The organism is Gilliamella sp. Fer4-1 (genome assembly GCF_001690515.1).
Lineage (GTDB): Bacteria > Pseudomonadota > Gammaproteobacteria > Enterobacterales > Orbaceae > Gilliamella > Gilliamella apicola_C.
Genome location: NZ_LZGZ01000079.1, coordinates 15,871 through 33,691 on the forward strand (window position 1 = coordinate 15,871; position 17,821 = coordinate 33,691).

General features: G+C 35.2%; 15 protein-coding genes. 1 reads left to right on the top strand and 14 read right to left on the bottom strand.

The genetic code is table 11. From position 1 onward, the window contains the following. Positions 1-61 precede the first annotated feature (61 nt). The 13 genes from A9G30_RS02915 to A9G30_RS02970 form a co-directional block, all read right to left on the bottom strand. Complete coding sequence (locus tag A9G30_RS02915) at positions 62-637, bottom strand: YiiX/YebB-like N1pC/P60 family cysteine hydrolase (RefSeq protein WP_065587990.1); 576 nt, start codon at positions 635-637, stop codon at positions 62-64. Beyond that, the gene (locus A9G30_RS02920; protein ID WP_065587991.1) at positions 621-1,208 is read right to left on the bottom strand and encodes a biotin transporter BioY; all 588 of its coding nucleotides are present in this window, start codon (positions 1,206-1,208) and stop codon (positions 621-623) included. The genes A9G30_RS02915 and A9G30_RS02920 overlap by 17 nt, the downstream gene beginning before the upstream one ends. Before the next feature lie 163 nt (positions 1,209-1,371). Then, the gene (locus tag A9G30_RS02925) at positions 1,372-2,004 is read right to left on the bottom strand and encodes an MBL fold metallo-hydrolase (RefSeq protein ID WP_065587992.1); all 633 of its coding nucleotides are present in this window, start codon (positions 2,002-2,004) and stop codon (positions 1,372-1,374) included. A gap of 4 nt (positions 2,005-2,008) precedes the next feature. Continuing rightward, on the bottom strand, positions 2,009-3,412 hold the full coding sequence (locus A9G30_RS02930) for a DHA2 family efflux MFS transporter permease subunit (RefSeq protein ID WP_065587993.1): 1,404 nt from the start codon (positions 3,410-3,412) through the stop codon (positions 2,009-2,011). A gap of 128 nt (positions 3,413-3,540) precedes the next feature. Beyond that, entirely contained in the window at positions 3,541-4,506 is a 966-nt protein-coding gene (gene panS / locus A9G30_RS02935; protein ID WP_065587994.1) for a ketopantoate/pantoate/pantothenate transporter PanS, read from the bottom strand. A gap of 64 nt (positions 4,507-4,570) precedes the next feature. Then, on the bottom strand, positions 4,571-5,350 hold the full coding sequence (locus tag A9G30_RS02940; RefSeq protein ID WP_065587995.1) for a TatD family hydrolase: 780 nt from the start codon (positions 5,348-5,350) through the stop codon (positions 4,571-4,573). A gap of 9 nt (positions 5,351-5,359) precedes the next feature. After that, positions 5,360-8,569 carry an exodeoxyribonuclease V subunit gamma gene (gene recC / locus A9G30_RS02945; protein ID WP_065587996.1) on the bottom strand — a complete coding sequence of 1,070 codons (3,210 nt, stop codon included), beginning with the start codon at positions 8,567-8,569 and terminating at the stop codon, positions 5,360-5,362. Between the two features lie 77 nt (positions 8,570-8,646). Next, positions 8,647-8,784 (bottom strand): hypothetical protein, encoded by a 138-nt coding sequence (locus tag A9G30_RS12850; RefSeq protein ID WP_176700828.1) that lies wholly within the window; start codon positions 8,782-8,784, stop codon positions 8,647-8,649. Between the two features lie 176 nt (positions 8,785-8,960). Beyond that, complete coding sequence (treC, locus tag A9G30_RS02950) at positions 8,961-10,634, bottom strand: alpha,alpha-phosphotrehalase (RefSeq protein ID WP_065587997.1); 1,674 nt, start codon at positions 10,632-10,634, stop codon at positions 8,961-8,963. Between the two features lie 74 nt (positions 10,635-10,708). Continuing rightward, complete coding sequence (gene treB / locus A9G30_RS02955; protein ID WP_065587998.1) at positions 10,709-12,136, bottom strand: PTS trehalose transporter subunit IIBC; 1,428 nt, start codon at positions 12,134-12,136, stop codon at positions 10,709-10,711. A 178-nt stretch (positions 12,137-12,314) separates the two neighbouring features. Then, a complete protein-coding gene (treR, locus tag A9G30_RS02960) occupies positions 12,315-13,277 on the bottom strand; it encodes a trehalose operon repressor TreR (RefSeq protein WP_065587999.1) in 963 nt (320 codons plus the stop codon). A 409-nt stretch (positions 13,278-13,686) separates the two neighbouring features. After that, on the bottom strand, positions 13,687-14,799 hold the full coding sequence (locus A9G30_RS02965; RefSeq protein WP_065588000.1) for a 5-methylcytosine restriction system specificity protein McrC: 1,113 nt from the start codon (positions 14,797-14,799) through the stop codon (positions 13,687-13,689). Next, positions 14,799-16,499, bottom strand: coding sequence for an AAA family ATPase (locus A9G30_RS02970; protein ID WP_065588001.1), 1,701 nt, complete (start codon positions 16,497-16,499; stop codon positions 14,799-14,801). The genes A9G30_RS02965 and A9G30_RS02970 overlap by 1 nt, the downstream gene beginning before the upstream one ends. A gap of 466 nt (positions 16,500-16,965) precedes the next feature. Between A9G30_RS02970 and A9G30_RS02975 the strand changes: the two genes are divergently transcribed. Further along, positions 16,966-17,493, top strand: coding sequence for a hypothetical protein (locus A9G30_RS02975; RefSeq protein ID WP_065583190.1), 528 nt, complete (start codon positions 16,966-16,968; stop codon positions 17,491-17,493). Positions 17,494-17,522: 29 nt separating this feature from the next. Here the strand turns inward: A9G30_RS02975 and A9G30_RS02980 are convergent. Further along, on the bottom strand, positions 17,523-17,821 hold a 299-nt coding region (locus tag A9G30_RS02980), incomplete at its 5' end, for a winged helix-turn-helix transcriptional regulator (protein ID WP_065588002.1).

Genomic DNA, 17,821 nt, shown 5'->3' on the forward strand with positions numbered 1-17,821 from the left:
CGCTATGTCAATAGTTAAATGCTTTATAATGTTTTTTTGTCTAAAATTGCCTCCTTGATAATCATTCAAGTGCTAGGATTGTCTTGTATAAGTGTTTTTGTCTGAGTAATTGTTGTGGATGTGAGCCAAGTTTATGCTGTGGGATACTCTGTTTTAGATCGCGATAATAATCAATCCAATAAGGCAAAATTTGATTTGTCGTTAAATCTTTAAAATTCATTGGATATAATGCGAAATAGTCATTGCCGTGCTTAGTTTTGAAAGCATAAGTAATCAGTTCACTGCAATAAAAACCCTCCGCATTGGGATGAAAGCTATGATTGTAAGGTGAACCTAAGCAATTTTTAGCTCGCTTTAATGCATTTTGAATAACAGCCAAATCATGGATTCTTCCAATGATATTACGTCTAGCCGCACCAACAAAATCAGTCAAAGATTGTTCAATTACGCCATATTTTTGTGTCGCTTCAATGACGCTATTATTGCCAATATATAAACCGGCATGGTTGATATTTTTTGTTATCTCATCCATGTTAGGTACTGCGCCAGAACGGTTTATAGCGTCACTAAAATCATTATCTTCGTTAAGGCTTTGGAAGATGATATCGCCACTTTGAATATTATTGATTTTTAGCACGATAACGCCATAGCGAAAACATTACACAAGTTGCAATGATAAATTTAAGTGCATCAATACCAACAAATGGAAAATACCCCACTTTTAACGCATCAATAAACGTAATATGTAAATAGCCCATTAAATAAACAACGCCAAATACAAATAACAATTGATGCGCACAAGCAAATGCAATTAAACCGAAAATAAAGCGACGATCATATCCCTTTTCTGCTGCAAACCCCGCTAAATAAGCGCTAAATACATAGCCGTATAAGTAACCAGAAGATGGTGAAGCCAGCGCCATAATTCCACCACTACCATTGGCAAATAGCGGTAATCCGATCGCACCTAGAAAAAGGTATTGAATTATTGCTAATGCACCTAATTTACGACCTAAAAAAGCGCCAATTAACAACACAGCTAATGATTGTAATGTAAATGGAACTGGATAAGTTGGAATACTAATATTAGCCGCTAGCCCTAAGAGTAATGCCGCACTTGTGGTAGCCAATAGTTTTCGTTGCCAAGAAGATAAGCTAACCAATGTGGTAATAAACGTTGGATAATACGAAGTCAGTTGTTGTTTCATTATTTTCTACCTTTTATTCATAAATAGTAGAACTATAATAACGTAATGCGCCTCAATGTAAACTATTTATATAAAAAATAGTTTACATTGAGAGTAATGAGAGGGCTTTTATTATTACGCGCTAAAATAAAAATGTAATAACAAAGGCAATGTATTTCTTAAGTTAGATTAGATAAGGATTGCTAATTCGTTCATGACCAAAACTCGACATCGGCCCATGCCCTGGCACAAAAATAAAGTCATCGCCAAGAGGTAATAATTTATGGGTAATTGACGAAATCAAATCAGCATGGTTGCCACGAGGAAAATCAGTTCGCCCTATACTGCCTTTAAATAATACATCGCCGACAAAAGCCAATTTATCCAAATGATTAATAAAAACAATATGTCCTGGAGTATGCCCTGGGCAAAAAAGCACATCAAGGGTAATTTTACCTATTTGGATCTGATCCCCTTCTTTTAACCAACGATCAGGTAAAAAACTGTTAGTATGTGGAAAACCAAACTGTACGCATTGTTGTGGCAAAGAGGTTAATAAAAATTCATCTTCTTGGCTTGGCCCAATAATTTTAACGTTGTAATACTTAGCTAATTCAGCTGCTGCACCAACATGATCTAAATGCCCATGGGTTAATAAAATTTGTTTAATATTAACACCTAGTTTTTCAATCGCTTTTTTAAGTAGCTCTGGCTCACCACCAGGATCAATAACAGCCCCTTCCATAGTTTTATCACACCAAATAATGCTACAATTTTCTTGGAAAGCGGTAACTGGGATAATTTGGTATTGGAACATATGCTTATCTCCTTGTTTCTTGATGATGAGCAGTTAAATTTTGTCCATCTTCTCTTTTTAATTGCGCAAAAATAAAACTTGATAATATGGTAACGACACCAAGTATAACAAATGTCAGTTGGAATGCGTAAATAGTATTAGTCGTATTGCTTATCAATCTGAGTAAAACCGCCCCAAATCCTGTACCAAAACTAATTGCTAATTGTTGGTTAACTGCCATTAAGCTATTGCCACTACTTATTGTTTCACCTTGTAAATCAGCTAAAGTTATACTATTCATAGCCGTATATTGCATAGAGTTAACACCGCCGATACAAAATAATAACAAACTGATTAGTATAAGTGATGTTGATAAATTTAACTGAGACATTAGCACAATCATTACACCCGCTAAAATCGTATTAGCGACAAGTACTAAACGATAGCCTAGGCGAGCTAAAATATGTGGAATAAAAATACGGGTGCAAATTGACGCAATCGCCATTGGTACAAGCATAATACCTGCAAAAATAGCCGAGTAGCCGAACCCCACTTGTAATAACAAGGGAATAAGAAATGGCACACCAGATATTCCTAATCGACAGATTAAATTTCCAATAATGCCTATTTTGAATGTGCGAATCTTAAAAAGCGATAGTGGAAATAATGGAGCCTGTTTTTTTCTTGCATATCGACGATAAATAACCAAAAAGAGCAGGCTAATGGCAGCAAGTAGCAATGGAAGATCATATTTCTGATTTTGGTTTAAAATCTCTACACTTAAAGTGGCACTAATAAAGGCAATAACAATAAATATAAAACCAAACAGATCAAAAGGCATCTGTTCACCTTTTAAATTGGGCATATATTTCCAACTAATGATTACACCTAAAATACCAATAGGCAAATTAATAAAAAACACCCAATGCCAACTTACCATATCAACCAGATAGCCACCCAATACAGGACCTAAAACAGGCCCAATTAGGCCTGGAATGGTGGCTGTATTTAAAGCCGCTAGAAAGTCACTACGTTTAAAAGATTTAATTAACACCAAACGTGATATGGGGACCATCATTGAACCACCAATACCCTGAATAATGCGTGATATATCTAAAAAAAGTAATGAATTGGATAAAGCGCAAAGCAAAGAACCAAGTGTAAATAGCGAAACAGCCATGACAAAAATATTTCTTGTGCCAAATTTATCCGACAAAAAACCGCTGACAGGAATAAACAATGCTAAAGTCAATGCATAACTTATTACTGCTGATTGCATATTTAAGGGGGACTCATTAAGATCTTTAGCCATAGTGGGTAGGGCTGTATTTAATATTGACGTATCAAGTGATTGCATAAAGAATGCAAACGCTGCAATCCACGGTAATATACGATAGACAAACGGTGGTAACTGTAATTCGCTATTCATTTTAATTTGGCCTAAAATTAATTTAAATGCTAGTGGAGCGGTTGGATATAAACTCTGAAAATTAAGCTCTCTTACTTAGAGTTGATTAAGAAAGAGAGCAGATGAACGCTATTTTACAATATTATTTGTTAATGATTGGATTTTTTCTTATTCTTTACTGGTTTACCTTGCCAATAGCCAGCCAGTAATGAGCCCGAAATATTATGCCAAACCGAAAATACTGCAGCAGGCAGAGCCGATAAAGCCGAAAAGTAGGTGGTGCCTAAAGTAGCTGCGAGAGCAGAATTTTGCATTCCTACTTCAAGTGACATGGTTCGGCAAGTTGATTCATCAAAACCAAATAAACGCCCTCCCCAGTAACCGCCAAGCAATCCTAACGCATTATGAATCACAACTGCAAAAATAACAGTGCCACCCACTTGGCCAATTTGAGTATGGCTACCTGCTACTACAATACAAAGAATTAATAAAACACAGATCATCGATAAAAGTGGTAAAAATTGTTCACATTTTTTAACGATAGGATTTAACAAATGGTGGATAATTAAACCCAATATAATTGGTATTAAAACAATCTGTACAATATGTACAAGCATTCCCCAAACAGGGACTTCAACTGTTGTGCCAACTAATAGCAGTGTTATCAGCGGTGTTATAACTACCCCCACAAGTGTCGAAACAGATGAAATTGTAACAGACAATGCAACATCACCTTTGGCAAGATAAATCATCACATTTGATGCCGTTCCGCTAGCTACGCTTCCAACTAACACCATGCCAACCAATAGTTCTGGTTTCATTGTAAACAGTTTTGCTAAAATTAGAGCAGTTAACGGCATAACAATATAATGTAGTAAAGTACAAATTACCACCGCTTTAGGTTTGGTGACTACACGTTTAAAATCATCAATACTTAATGTAACTCCCATGGTGAACATCACAAACATAAGTAATTGTGATGTATGGGGGCGTATAGGTGTAAAAGTGTCAGGAGAAAAATAGGCCATAACAGCACACAAAACTGCCCACAAAGGAAATAATCGGGTAAGGGAAGAAATAGATCGAACAAATAGTTTATTCAATTGTCTAGCCATATAAGCCTACTGTCGGTTTACTAAAATAACTTCATAATAATAGTAAATTTATTTTAGTCGCTTGTTAACTTTTTATTCTATTGATTCTACTAAATAGCGTCAAGGTATTTGTTAAAATTGTGTTAAGTATGTGATCTGATGATTCAGTGCGTAATTGTGTCAAGATTTTAAAAACCTCAGTGATATATTCAGGACGATTAACTTGCCCTTGACGACCGCTTAATGGCATGTCAGGTGCATCGGTTTCAAGTACTAAGCTTTCAAGTGGTAATTGGGCAATAGTATTTCGCGTTTTATTCGCTCGCTCATAACTAATTACACCACCGACACCAATATAGTAGCCAAGCTTAATAAATTGCATGGCTTGCTGATAGCTACCCGAAAATCCATGTATCACACCATGGCAAGGTAAGTTGGCTTGCTGCAATTCGTGGTACATAATATCGTGTGATTTGCGTGAGTGAATCAAAACAGGTAAATCAAACTGTTTGGCAAGTGCTAATTGTGATCTAAAAAATGATAACTGCTGTTGCCAATCTACTGTTAAATCATAGCGATCGAGTCCTATTTCACCAATGGCAACTAATTTTTTAGGTTTGGTTCCAACAATATGGGTTAACAGCTCTAAATCAGCCATTGTATGTTGATAGATAGGATGTAATCCTAAAGCAGCATAAAGTTCAGGGTAAAGATCCGTAAGTTGTAAAACAGCATCGAAATAATTAGCGCTAACCGCAGGTATAATTAACCCAACAATACCCGCTTGACGCACCTTATACATTGAGTCGCCAAACGCACCAGCAAAAGGTGGAAAATCAAAATGACAATGCGTATCAATAAACATAATGTCGCCTTATTCTACCGTTACTTGATGTAATAAAATGGGCCATAAAAATTGCTGAGCTGAGAATATAATCTGTTCAATTAACTCGTCCGTTAATTCAGGATATAAGCGAGCATAATAACTGTCACATTCAGCTGATTGATTAAATCCACCTTGCCAAGTATTTAATAGCTTATTTATTGCGCTATCGTTAGCGACAATTTCACCTGTTTTCTTATTATAGGCTGCCATTAACCAGTCCCATGCACATTGCACAGGTAACAATAAAGGTTGATTGATACCATGCAAATAGCCATCTACTAACGTGGTTAGAATGGTCATAGCTTCACCATTTGGTAAATGTAAAAAACGCCATTGTTTACCATCTAGACCATAGATACGGCTTTGGCTTTCAACTTTATCAGGATTTAAGATGCAATAAACTAAATGATCAATCCACAACGAAATCCCATCTCGAATTGAAAGTTTTGATGGACGCCATGTCAATATACCGTCATCTTGAATATGAATTAACCAACCTTGCAATGAGTAATCTTTTTTATTGGTAGAAATGGTTAAATTGACTTCTTGGGTTGTCATGATCAAGCGTTCTTGGTTGATTTTATTCGCCAATGATTGTAGTGCTTCAAATTGTTCATCATAAATAATTTCACCAAATGCACCATCTGGTAACTCGCCAGTTAAGGCTAATTGTTGATAAAAACTATCCGGATCTTGGCTATTTGTTGTAATTTGTTGATTTAAAATCTGCAAGTTTAATTGATAACGTTTTAAATTATCCAAATTAAAATTTTCGGCATCGGGTAAAGTATCGTCTAGATAATTAGCATAAAAATTAAAACGCTTCTGTAAAAATAGTCGAATAGAATGATGATAAAATCGCTTTAATTCATCAAGATTAATGTCATCGACAGTAATTGTTGGAATTTCGCTGATAAATGATTGGCTTTTACCTTGTTGTAATGCAGCAGGTAACCACTCGTCGGCATAACTTTTAGGATCTTGTAAAAAATTTTTAGGATTAAATGGTGTTCGTGTATGGATGATTTTTAACGCATCAAGATGACTATGTTTATCTAAACTATTTACAGATTGATTATTATAGTATTGAACAATATATTCCCAAAGCTCATCAACAAGTATAGAAGGGTAACGCTCACTATTATCTTTCATATCACGACCGATATAACTGATATACAGCTTTTTTTGCGCAGATAAAATTGCCTCTAAAAAAAGGTAACGATCATCGGTGCGACGACTGCGATCGCCTCGTCTTGGATGCTGTGCGATTAAATCAAAGTCAAGTGGAAGCGACATTCTTGGATAATCCCCGTCATTCATTCCCAATAAACAAACAACTTTAAAGGGAATGGAGCGCATTGGCATCATGGTACAAAAATTTACCTTCCCAACTAAAAAACGATGAGCCAAATAATTTTGCTCTAAACGTAATTGCATAGCATCATGCAAAATAGCGATAGAAATATTATCTGCATAATTAGCCGTTAAACCACTACTAATCAATTTTTGCCATTCTTCTTCAAGCATCAACAAAATGGATTCACGTTGCAAATTGCTGACAAAAAAATCATTAATCAATTTAAGGCAACAAGGTTGCCAATCAATTAGAGATTTTTCTTCACTTAAAATAGCAACCCACTCATTAACAACGCTAATAAACTCGGCTAATTGGCCAATTAATTCAGCATCTAAGCCCGTTGCGCCATCATAAGGTAATATCTGTTGCCAGCCACCTTGTTCACTACTCATGGTATAGCCAAGTAATAACCGCTCAAGCCCAAATAACCAACTATGCCCACTATCAAGCCCAAAACGAATACCCGATTCCACAATCCAAGTTCGTAGCAAGGCTAATTGCGATTCACTAATGGCAAATTTTTCGGCAATAGCAGGGATTTCTAATAAGTTAAATAGCTCTTCGGCCGTAAATCGGCTTTGAGGAAAATTTAAGATAGTGAAAAAACCTTGCACAATCGGATCAATATTTCGGGCTTTTTGATCAGAAATAGTAAAAGGTAAAAATCGCTTTCCAGAAGCATTTGCAAAAACAGCGCGAATATAAGGAACATATTTATCAATATCCGACACCATAACAATGCAATCACGTAACTCCAATGTAGGATCTTCATCAAAAACCGATAACAGATAATCATGTAACACTTCAACTTCTCGCTGTTCACTATGGCAGGCATGAAATGAAATGGACTTATCCATAGGTGACATATGTTTATTACAAAATTCGCTTTGATAAAGATCCAAAATATCTTGTTGTATGGTCTGTAACAAACAAGAACAATCCAGATCGACAAACGCTTCAATATCTTGCTTATGGCTAAATTCTTGTAGTAAAAATAGATTATCTCGACCTAATTTCCCCCACGAAGTTAACAATGGATTAGGGATTTTATCTGGTGTGTTTTCGATATCTGATAATTGTTTTTCAACAATATCTCCCCAATACCATTTACATGGATTATTAAACATTAAATGGACATCAATATGTTGCCCAAGTGCTGAAAGTAATGAGAGATAAATAGGGGGAAGCGAAGTAATACCAAAAATAAAAATACGATCAGGTAACGGATCTAAACAAGCACGATCAAAATGTTTATCTAACAAAATCTCAAGCATTTGCTGATAAATATTAGCCCGATGATAAGGTTGGCTGATAGCTATTAGCTTACGCCAAAGCTCGGCTTGCCACGTTTCATCAGAATGATAATTTAATTCGGCAACAGTTTGATTGGCTTCCCATTTTGCCAGCCAATCAGGGCGATAAACTAAATATTGGTCAAATAACCAAGCGATACGAGTTGCTAATTGATAACGTTTTCTATCGTGTTTATCATCATTAAGATAATGGCTAAGTGCACTAAATTCAGGCTGCTTAATAACTTGGGGTAATAAGTAATATAAACGCCACGTCATTGATTCAATATTATAACTATTTTCAGTTGGCGCATTGGGTAACAATTTTTGGTATAGCTGCCAAATAAACTGTGTAGGAAAAAGAAAGTCAACATTAGCCACAATACCCAATTCATCAGCTAACGCAATTTGCAACCATTGTGCCATACCTTGACTTTGCACCATAACGATATCAGGTATGAATACGTCTTCTAATGGTTGTCTGAGCATCAATTCACTTAATAGTGTCTTAAGTAGATCAACTTGGTTAGAATGATAAATGATAAACATATTAGTGTAGCAGCAAATTTGATAAGGTTGTTTAGGATTATCGCTGATCGTTAATAATAAATCTAGCCATCTAAAAACTATTCTTCTACTTTATATTTTTGCTTAATTTTGGCTAGCTGGCCAGATAGGTTAGTGAATGTTTGCCATTGATAGGATTTGTATGCGCTATTTGATGCTAAATTAAGCCTCCGCACTAACCAAATTGAATCGTACATGGTTTGCCATCCATTGTGACGAACATAATGGGCATTCAGCGATTTGATACACGAAATGTCAAATTCAGCTAAGGAAATATAAATTTTGGTTAATATGTACAAGTTTTTATATCACTTACTACTATTATGATCATATAAAAATAGGCAATCTATCTTTGATTGCCCATATTGCTTGCTTAATTATTTTGTTGTAGCCAATACATTGCTTCATAAGGCCTTAATGTTATTTGCGAACCTAAGAACGGGCTATCTGGATAATTACTTAATAATTGACTCCAGTTTAGATGTTGTAATTGTGTTGGTAATGCGTAATTGATTTTTTTATCAGTAAGATTAATTATTACCAATAGTTGTTGCTGATAGTAACTACGTACATAAACCCAATAATCGGCAATATTTGGGGTAAAATCGTGATAGTCACCTAAAATAAAAATCGGATGCTGCTTGCGGAGCGCAATTAAAGTTTGATAACAATAAAACACTGAATCGGGATTATTGAGTGCAGTGTTAACATTAATTTGTGGATAATTATCGGCAACCTCAATCCATGGTTCACCTTGCGTAAATCCAGCATTAACTGAGTTATCCCATTGCATTGGGGTTCGACTATTGTCTCTGGATTTGCTGGCTAAAATGGCTAAGATTTCCTGCTTTGTCATGCCTTGCGCGAGTTTTTCTTGATAGATATTCAGGCTTTCAACATCGCGATATTGAGTAATATCCGTAAAATGAGGGTTAGTCATACCAATTTCTTCACCTTGATAAAGATAAGGTGTTCCTTGTAAACCATACAGCAACATGGCTAGCATTTTGGCCGATTGTGTATGATATTGGTTTTCGTTGCCAAGTCGCGATACAATGCGTGGCTGATCATGATTACACCAAAAAATGGCATTCCATGCTTGATTATGCATGCCCGTTTGCCAATAACCGATAATTTTTTTAAGCTCAATTAAATCAGGTTTAGCTAAACACCACTTATAGCCATTAGGATAATCGACTTTTAGATGATGAAAATTAAAGGTCATAGTCAATTCTTTACCATCTAATGCGGCATATTTTCGGCAGTTTTCTAGTGTGGTTGATGACATTTCGCCAACCGTTTTCAACTGATAGGGTTGAAACACATTAGCACTCAGATCCTGTAAAAATTCATGAATACGTGGGCCATCGGTATAAAATCGTCGTCCATCACCATTTTCATCATTAGGAAAATTCTGTTGTTTAGATACTAAATTAACCACATCAAGCCTAAGCGCATCGACCCCTTTATTCGCCCAAAATTGACACACTTTCTTGATTTCATCACGAACGGTTGGGTTTTCCCAGTTGAGATCGGCTTGTTCTTTAGCAAATAAGTGTAAATAGTATTGCTCCGATGGTTGATGCCATTGCCACGCTTTACCGCCAAATTTTGATAACCAATTATTTGGCTCTGCTCCATTTGGAGAGGCATCTTTCCATATGTAAAAGGAGCGGTAAGGGCTATTTTTATCTAAAGCTGCTTTAAACCAAGGATGCTGGGTTGAAGTATGATTAAACACCATATCCATCATAATTCGGATACCTCGTTGATGAGCTTGTGCAATGAGTAGCTCAAAATCAGCCATTTTGCCATAGCTTGGATCAATATCGTAATAATCCGAAACATCATAACCGTTATCAATTTGCGGCGACGGATAGATTGGCGTTAACCAAATGGCACTAATTCCAAGGTTTTTTAAGTAATCTAATCGCTTAATAATACCTTGTAAGTCTCCAGTTGAATTTGTGCCACTAGCTTGAAAACTTTTTACATAAATTTGATAGATAGTCCCATTTTGCCACCAAGGAATTGTAATTTTGTTCATTGTGCACTCTTTTTGTTAATCAGTTAATCACTTATCGTTTAGTTAATACAACGATAAAAAGTGACATCAATAAGTTAGCGGATATTTAACGTGCCTTGTTTCTGTTTTATTCTATAAACTAACGAGGTTAAAACAATCGGAACGACAATTGCTACCAACATAGCAACGGCATAAATTGACCAATATATCGGTTTGATAGTTAATATGCCAGGTAAGCCACCAACACCAATGCCATTAGACAACACGCCAGCTAACCCACAAATTAATCCAGCTAATGCCGAGCCAATCATGGCGCATAACATCGGGAACTTATAACGCAAATTAATGCCATACATAGCAGGCTCAGTCACGCCTAAATAGGCTGATATCGCCGCAGGTACAGAGACTTCACGTTCATTTTGTTTTTTACTGGCTAAAATAATACCAACCACGGCTGAAGCTTGAGCTATGTTAGATAAAGCAATAATGGGCCAAATTGGTGTTCCACCCATACTATTGGTCATCTGCATGTCAATAGCAAGCGTGGTGTGATGAATACCTGTAATCACCAGTGGTGAATAAATAAAGCCAAAAATAGCCGAACCAATAAAGGCATAATCACCTGTCATTAAGTATTTAACAATATAAGCAATACCATTACCTAACATGCGGCCAAATGGACCTAAAATAAAATGGGCTAAAAACACAGAAACAAGAAGCGCAACAATCGGCACAATCACTAGATTCAAGTAATCAGGTACAATTTTGCGTAATCGTGTTTCGATCCAACCCAACGCTAAACCAGCAAAAATAGATGGAATCACCTGCGCTTGATAGCCGACTTTTTCGATACTAAACCAACCAAAATCCCAAACATCAGGTATTTTACTGCCAAGATCATAAGCATTCATCAATTGTGGTGAAACCAAAGTGATACCTAAAACAATACCTAAAATTGGCGATCCTCCCATCTTTTTCACAGTAGACCAACAAATGGCAACTGGTAAAAAGTGGAAAATCGCTTCGCAAGGTAACCAAAGTATACTGTAAATTGGAGCCAGCCAATGATAGGTTTGTATAAGCGGCTTACCATCAATAGTTGGCATTTCGCCAATAATATTACGTAATCCAAGTAATAAACCACCAGCGATTAAAGCTGGTAATAATGGCACAAAAATTTCCGCTAAGTTAGAAATAAACCTTTCAAAAAAAGACATATTCTTTTTAGCTGCAACTTTAGTTTGCTCTTTGCTTGCTTCATCTAAATTTAATTGCTGGATCAATACTTTGTAATAACTATCAACATTGGTACCAATGATAACTTGAAATTGCCCAGCATTATTAAAACAACCTTTCACAAAAGGCAGTTCTTCTATAGCTTGGACATCAGCTAGCTTAGGATCAACTAAGGCAAACCTCAATCTTGTTAGACAATGGGTAACACTGGCAATATTTTCTTTCCCACCAATCAACTCGATCAATTGCATTATCGATTGGCTAGTTAATTGGGTATTTTTAGCCATAAAAGGTCTCCTTTAAATTAGAATTAGCCTTTTTATTTCACTAATAATCTGGCTATTTTGAATATAGATTAAGCATAGATGGAATTGAATAATTAATAAATGGGAACGTTCCCTTTTTTGTGATTGATATCACAAATTAGAGCAAAATAAGCACAAATTAAATAAAAATAACTACGGGTTAACTTATTAAATAGCAAGGAATGGTGATACTTTTCAGCTCAAATTGATTTTGTAACATATTCAGTAACTCTTGAGCCGCATAACTACCGGCTTTATCAAAACCGAGTTCAACTGCACAAGTCTTAGGGAAAAGAAAACTCAGTAGCTCACTAGTGCCAATACTACCAACCACAATATGTTCAAACTGTTTTTCGTGTAAGTATTTATTTAATCCTAATGCGATGCTATCTGTTGCACAAACAATTGCCGATGGGTTTTGTGCTAATACCGGTATGGCGAGCTCATAGCCTGAGCGATAACTTAATTGACCTAAGGCCGCATTTGGGATCAGTTGATATTGCTGACAAAAATTCAGATAAGCTTGGTAACGCCGAGCGCCAGTGGTCTGGTCTTGTTGATCAATACCAAGATATCCAATTTTTTGATGTTTTTGTGAATGATATAAATAGGTAAGTAGCGTGTTTACTGCTCCTATATCATCATAACAAATACAAGTATGAGCAGGAAACTTTCTGGCAATCACCACACTTTTATTTTGCCAGAAGGGTAATAATGAATGTTCAAGCCCAGTAAAAGCAAAAATAACCACACCATCAGCTTGCTTGTCTTTTAGCATGGATAAATGCTCTTTAACTTTAGCAGCACTAAATTGACTCTCCATAATAATAGGATCATAACCATGCTGATAAAAAATAGGCAACATGCTGCGAACAGCTTGATTTTCTGACCATGAATCAAGACGGGTCACAATAATACCAATGACCTTATTGCCATAACCACGCATGGCTCGAGCTGATTTTGACGGCGTAAATTGATGCTGTTCAATCATTGCCATTACCTTGGAGCGTGTACTGGCTTTAACCATTAGGTCATGATTGATCACCCGTGACACCGTCGATTTGCTTACCCCACAAAGCTTTGCAATATCTTTAATCGTCAAATTGTTTGAAGATATGCCCATAATAAATTTAGCCAACAAAAATCAATAAAATCATACTAATCTATTTTAGAAAAAATAGCGATTTTAGATTGTTGATATCAACTTGATAAACTAGCGACACAATTAATGACTAAAACAAAAAAGATGAAAAATTTCATTGCATTTCTATATAAAAATCGTTCAGGAAAGCCATTGATTTTATTGAAGTTTTTATTTGACGTTTTTAAGTGAAATCAAGCAGTTATAAGGTGGATGCTGCCTGTAGTACTGTTAGATTTCAAGTTGTTTCCTTTCACAATATCTTGAAATTATTATCAATAAGCTTTCAGAAATGAACTTTCAGATTAAACCCTGTTTCAATATGATATTTAGGTTTTCCATTTTGACTGTTTGGTTTTTTAGCAAAAATTATCACAGCATCCAATTTAAGCTAGTAAGGTAAAAAATCATTTAATAATGCCAATAAGCTCTCTTTGATTTTTGTATTATCTTGGGTTAAATCAATAGTACAAAAGGATAATTTATGTCCTTGGATAGTCATATTTTCATTCACCGTCGCACCGACAGTTGGGTATAGCAACATGCCAGAGGCGCAAACCGATAAAGGATCACTATCTTTTTCCTGACTTCTTAAATAAGCATACAATTGATAAAGGTGATGACTACTAAACGAGTTAGATCTAAATCGTGTTTCTTTTAGAATTGAAGTACATTTAGTATCAATAATTAAACGTTGTGTATGACCGCGATTTTCAAGAATTAAATCGGTTTTCATAGTTGGCAAATAGGTGGTGATATTATCAGTCGCATTGCTATATTGCCAATTTAATTTTTTACCCGCATAAATAGTCCATTGCCGAGGATCTAAATTTACACGATAAAAGCCAACTATCGCTTTTTCAAATAATTCACGTAACCAATGATCGGTTTTTTTTAGTTGTTCAATGGTATGTAATCCTTGGAATTGAGTGGGAATTGACAAGCTAAAAATCAGTTTTGCTAAAGAGATTAAAGTATTATCTTTAAAATTTGCATGGTTAAAACGCTCCTTTTCATAGCAATAATACGTTGTTTGACCAATTTTCAACGCAGTAAATTGATGAATGATTTTTCTACATTGTTCAATTAAGCTCGCATCTTTCAATTGTTTTACTAATAGATGAGCCGCAGCATGAATATAGCGATTTTTAGGGGTATCAATCGTTAAATCATCATATCGACATTGAATTTTACCTTTTGCCAATAGTTGCTTACGCTGAGTAGTTAAAACCTCTATTTTTCCTCTGACACGATTAAGCGCTTTTGTTGTGAGCTGATAATCTGCGGCAAGATGATGTATTAACCATTTATTTGCTGCCTGACAATATAGTTTGGCAGCGAGCGTTATTAATTCGTCTAGGTTATTTTCTAGTTCTATTCTCTGCTTTTGCCCTACAGTTTTATAATAATCAGAAGCATAGAGCAAAAGTAGCCATATGTTTCTAATTGGTATTTTGGCAACGGTCGTATTGGTTAATAGCGGATGATTATTTATTGTGGTCATTATTGTGCATTACCTAATAATATATTCATCGCATCGCTAAATTTTTCAGGCTCGCCAAACCAATACTCTTCTAATAGAGGCTCGATTTCTGAACGAACAATATGTTCAAACCAATCTTGCGCAGCCATTTCTTGGTTAGGACAAGTAAAATAGCTATGCCCAATGGTAAATGCCTTGCCGAGTGAACTATCATTACTAATATATTGATTTAATGCCTCTATACGGTGCCTTATATCTTGTAATTGTTGCGGTGAAAAGGCGTGTTTTTCTTGCACATAGTTGAGCCAATTTTCGCCAAAATGAGGACTTAAATGATAAAAGGCAAAACGACGACGTAAAGCAAAATCGAGCATCGCTAACGAACGATCGGCAATATTCATAGTACCGATAACATAAAGATTGGCTGGAATAAATACGCCTTTTTCATTTTGGTGTTGGTATGTTAATTCTAATGCCTCATTTGGATTTCGTTTATCAGCTTCAAGTAGCGTTAACATTTCACCAAAAATTTGTGCTGGATTGCCACGATTAATTTCTTCAATCACAATCACATAATTTGATTGAGAATCTCTCCTTGCTTGATTAATTATCTCTAAAAAAGGTCCATCAATCAACGCTAATTTTCCATCACTGGTTGGTCGATAGCCGCGGATAAAATCCTCGTAAGACATATTAGGATGAAACTGAATAGCTTTGATATTCTTTGAATCTTTATAACCAACAATAATATTCGCTAAACGCTTGGCTAACCATGTTTTACCTGTCCCTGGTGGACCTTGTAAAATAATATTTTTTTTAAACCTTAAGCTATTTAATATGGCTTGCAACTGTTGTTTATCAACAAAACAACCTTCATTGATTAAATTATCCAAGGAATAAGATTGCTTCATTATTACTGGCTCAGTCGTGTCTTGATTATCTGAACTGTCTTTTTCTAGATAGCTTGCATCTGTCTCTAGTAATTGGTATTTTCCATTTCCCAAAAATAACAAAATATTATCATTTCTCAGTTCTTGAAGCCTATTATCAATGCTTGATTTTATCGTTTTATTATTAGGAAATAATTGCTGAATTTCTTCTTTATAATGATCAAGAAATTCCGATCGAGTAAATATATTATCATTTTTCTGATAACATAATTGTTTAACACGACTTAATACAATATCTTTCCAAGTATCATTACTTGATTCGTTCATATTGTCAGCATTGTTATTACTATTAACATTGTTACTATTAATATCCCCATACCGTGAACGCCAATAAGGAGCATTACGGAACACGTCAATTTCTTGTGGCTTATCATCAAAAGTAAAATTAATTAATTGTTCTGAAAACCAATTATCAGCTTTAACTTGCCAAATGACAGCGACATTAGTGTAAAAATACCACTTTTTATTTAAATCAGTTCGTTGCCAATTGACTTCCAATAATTTACCATCGCCGTGGTTCTTTGTTACGACCCCAATAGCCTTAATTTTCATAACAGAAACATTAAGGCCTTTATTATCAAAGGGTAAATTGTGCTTTTCCGTATAAGTTGATTTGATGGCAATATTGTCACCAACCGCAATTGAACGCACTAGCTTTAAATATTTATCGTTATAACCACTTTCCCAAATGCCTGCACTAATAAAGCGATCGGTTTGATCTTTGCCATTATAGCTAGCACTCAAAAACCAATATGTTTTTGTCCCGTCCAATTGCTTTCCTTTCTGATTATGTTATTTATTTTTATGTATATTTTAAACTAATTTATTGTTAACCAAAAATAGAATGTTGATAATTTTTTGCTGACTATTGTTATAAAGTTATTTATGTTTTTACAATACATAATCAAATAGTTAAATAATAAAAAAGTAGATGGTTTTGAATAAATCTATTAATGACTTAAAAGTGTTGTGCATGCATATTGGGTTGAATTGTTTTATATAAAATGATCTTGTTGCTAGGCAAAAAGAAATTGGTTAAATTAGGCTATAAAATTATGCATCCTAATACATTGTCAATCACATAACTGATATAGGATGTAATATCATGTCCACCATTTTACCATTGCAATTAAAATGACTTTATTTAACTAAATTTTGATAAGCGCTATTCGATAAAATTATTTTTTGCAATAATACGAAATAATTGAAATGATGATTTTAAAAGGAAAATATAAAGGTGTCATACAGATTTTTATGCAGTTCACTGCTTATTTTCGGCTTTTCAACATATGCATTAGCGATCGAAACAAATAATACCATTGAGTCACAATTTAAAGCGGCTTTATTATGCAAGGTTGATCCAATTGATGGTCGTGATGCAAAAGTGGTTAAACAACTCAGCGAGCAAAACATTACCGTAAAAAATTTAGAAGAAGATGGACTGATTAATTTAGAGTATCACTTTGCTAAACCGCTGGAAATAATGAATACCACTGTGTCACAGATTAAATATCAAGGCGATAGTGGTTCATACTTTTATGCGATTGCTAAAGGTGATATAGATACATTTGCCAAATCAATGGCAGCAACCCCAATCCCTGCCGATTTAAAAGAAGCAATGTCTTGGGGTGATATAGGTCAATATTATCAATATACAGCCCCAGTCACGGAAGAAAATCCTTTTCCTAGTATCATTCTTATCGGCCGTGACAAAAATGTTAAATCAGATGAGTTTTATTTTGGCTGTGAAGAATTTGACGGCTAATCATGATTAATTTAAGGATGGGTAAAAGGTTACTCATCCGCTTTTAATTTGTAAGCCTTTCCCCACGCTAACATGGCATCATGCACCTGTTTTAGACTTTGTCCAACCTCAGTTAACGTATATTCAACCCTTGGTGGAACCTCGGCATACACTTTACGGGTTAATAGCCCACTTTTTTCCATAGCGCGCAAATGCTGAGTTAAAACTTTTTGTGAAATGCCGGTCAGCGATTTTTTTAGTTCACCAAAGCGCTTGGTTCCCGTAAGTAAATCACGCACAATTAATATTTTCCATTTGTCACCCATTAACATTAATGTGGTTTCAACAG

Excerpts from the sequence above, each read along its gene's own strand:
- A9G30_RS02920 (WP_065587991.1), bottom strand. The coding sequence starts at position 1,208 with ATGAAACAACAACTGACTTCGTATTATCCAACGTTTATTACCACATTG.
- A9G30_RS02925 (WP_065587992.1), bottom strand. The coding sequence starts at position 2,004 with ATGTTCCAATACCAAATTATCCCAGTTACCGCTTTCCAAGAAAATTGT.
- A9G30_RS02930 (WP_065587993.1), bottom strand. The coding sequence starts at position 3,412 with ATGAATAGCGAATTACAGTTACCACCGTTTGTCTATCGTATATTACCG.
- panS (WP_065587994.1), bottom strand. The coding sequence starts at position 4,506 with ATGGCTAGACAATTGAATAAACTATTTGTTCGATCTATTTCTTCCCTT.
- A9G30_RS02940 (WP_065587995.1), bottom strand. The coding sequence starts at position 5,350 with ATGTTTATTGATACGCATTGTCATTTTGATTTTCCACCTTTTGCTGGT.
- recC (WP_065587996.1), bottom strand. The coding sequence starts at position 8,569 with ATGTTTATCATTTATCATTCTAACCAAGTTGATCTACTTAAGACACTA.
- A9G30_RS12850 (WP_176700828.1), bottom strand. The coding sequence starts at position 8,784 with ATGTACGATTCAATTTGGTTAGTGCGGAGGCTTAATTTAGCATCAAAT.
- treC (WP_065587997.1), bottom strand. The coding sequence starts at position 10,634 with ATGAACAAAATTACAATTCCTTGGTGGCAAAATGGGACTATCTATCAA.
- treB (WP_065587998.1), bottom strand. The coding sequence starts at position 12,136 with ATGGCTAAAAATACCCAATTAACTAGCCAATCGATAATGCAATTGATC.
- treR (WP_065587999.1), bottom strand. The coding sequence starts at position 13,277 with ATGGGCATATCTTCAAACAATTTGACGATTAAAGATATTGCAAAGCTT.
- A9G30_RS02965 (WP_065588000.1), bottom strand. The coding sequence starts at position 14,799 with ATGACCACAATAAATAATCATCCGCTATTAACCAATACGACCGTTGCC.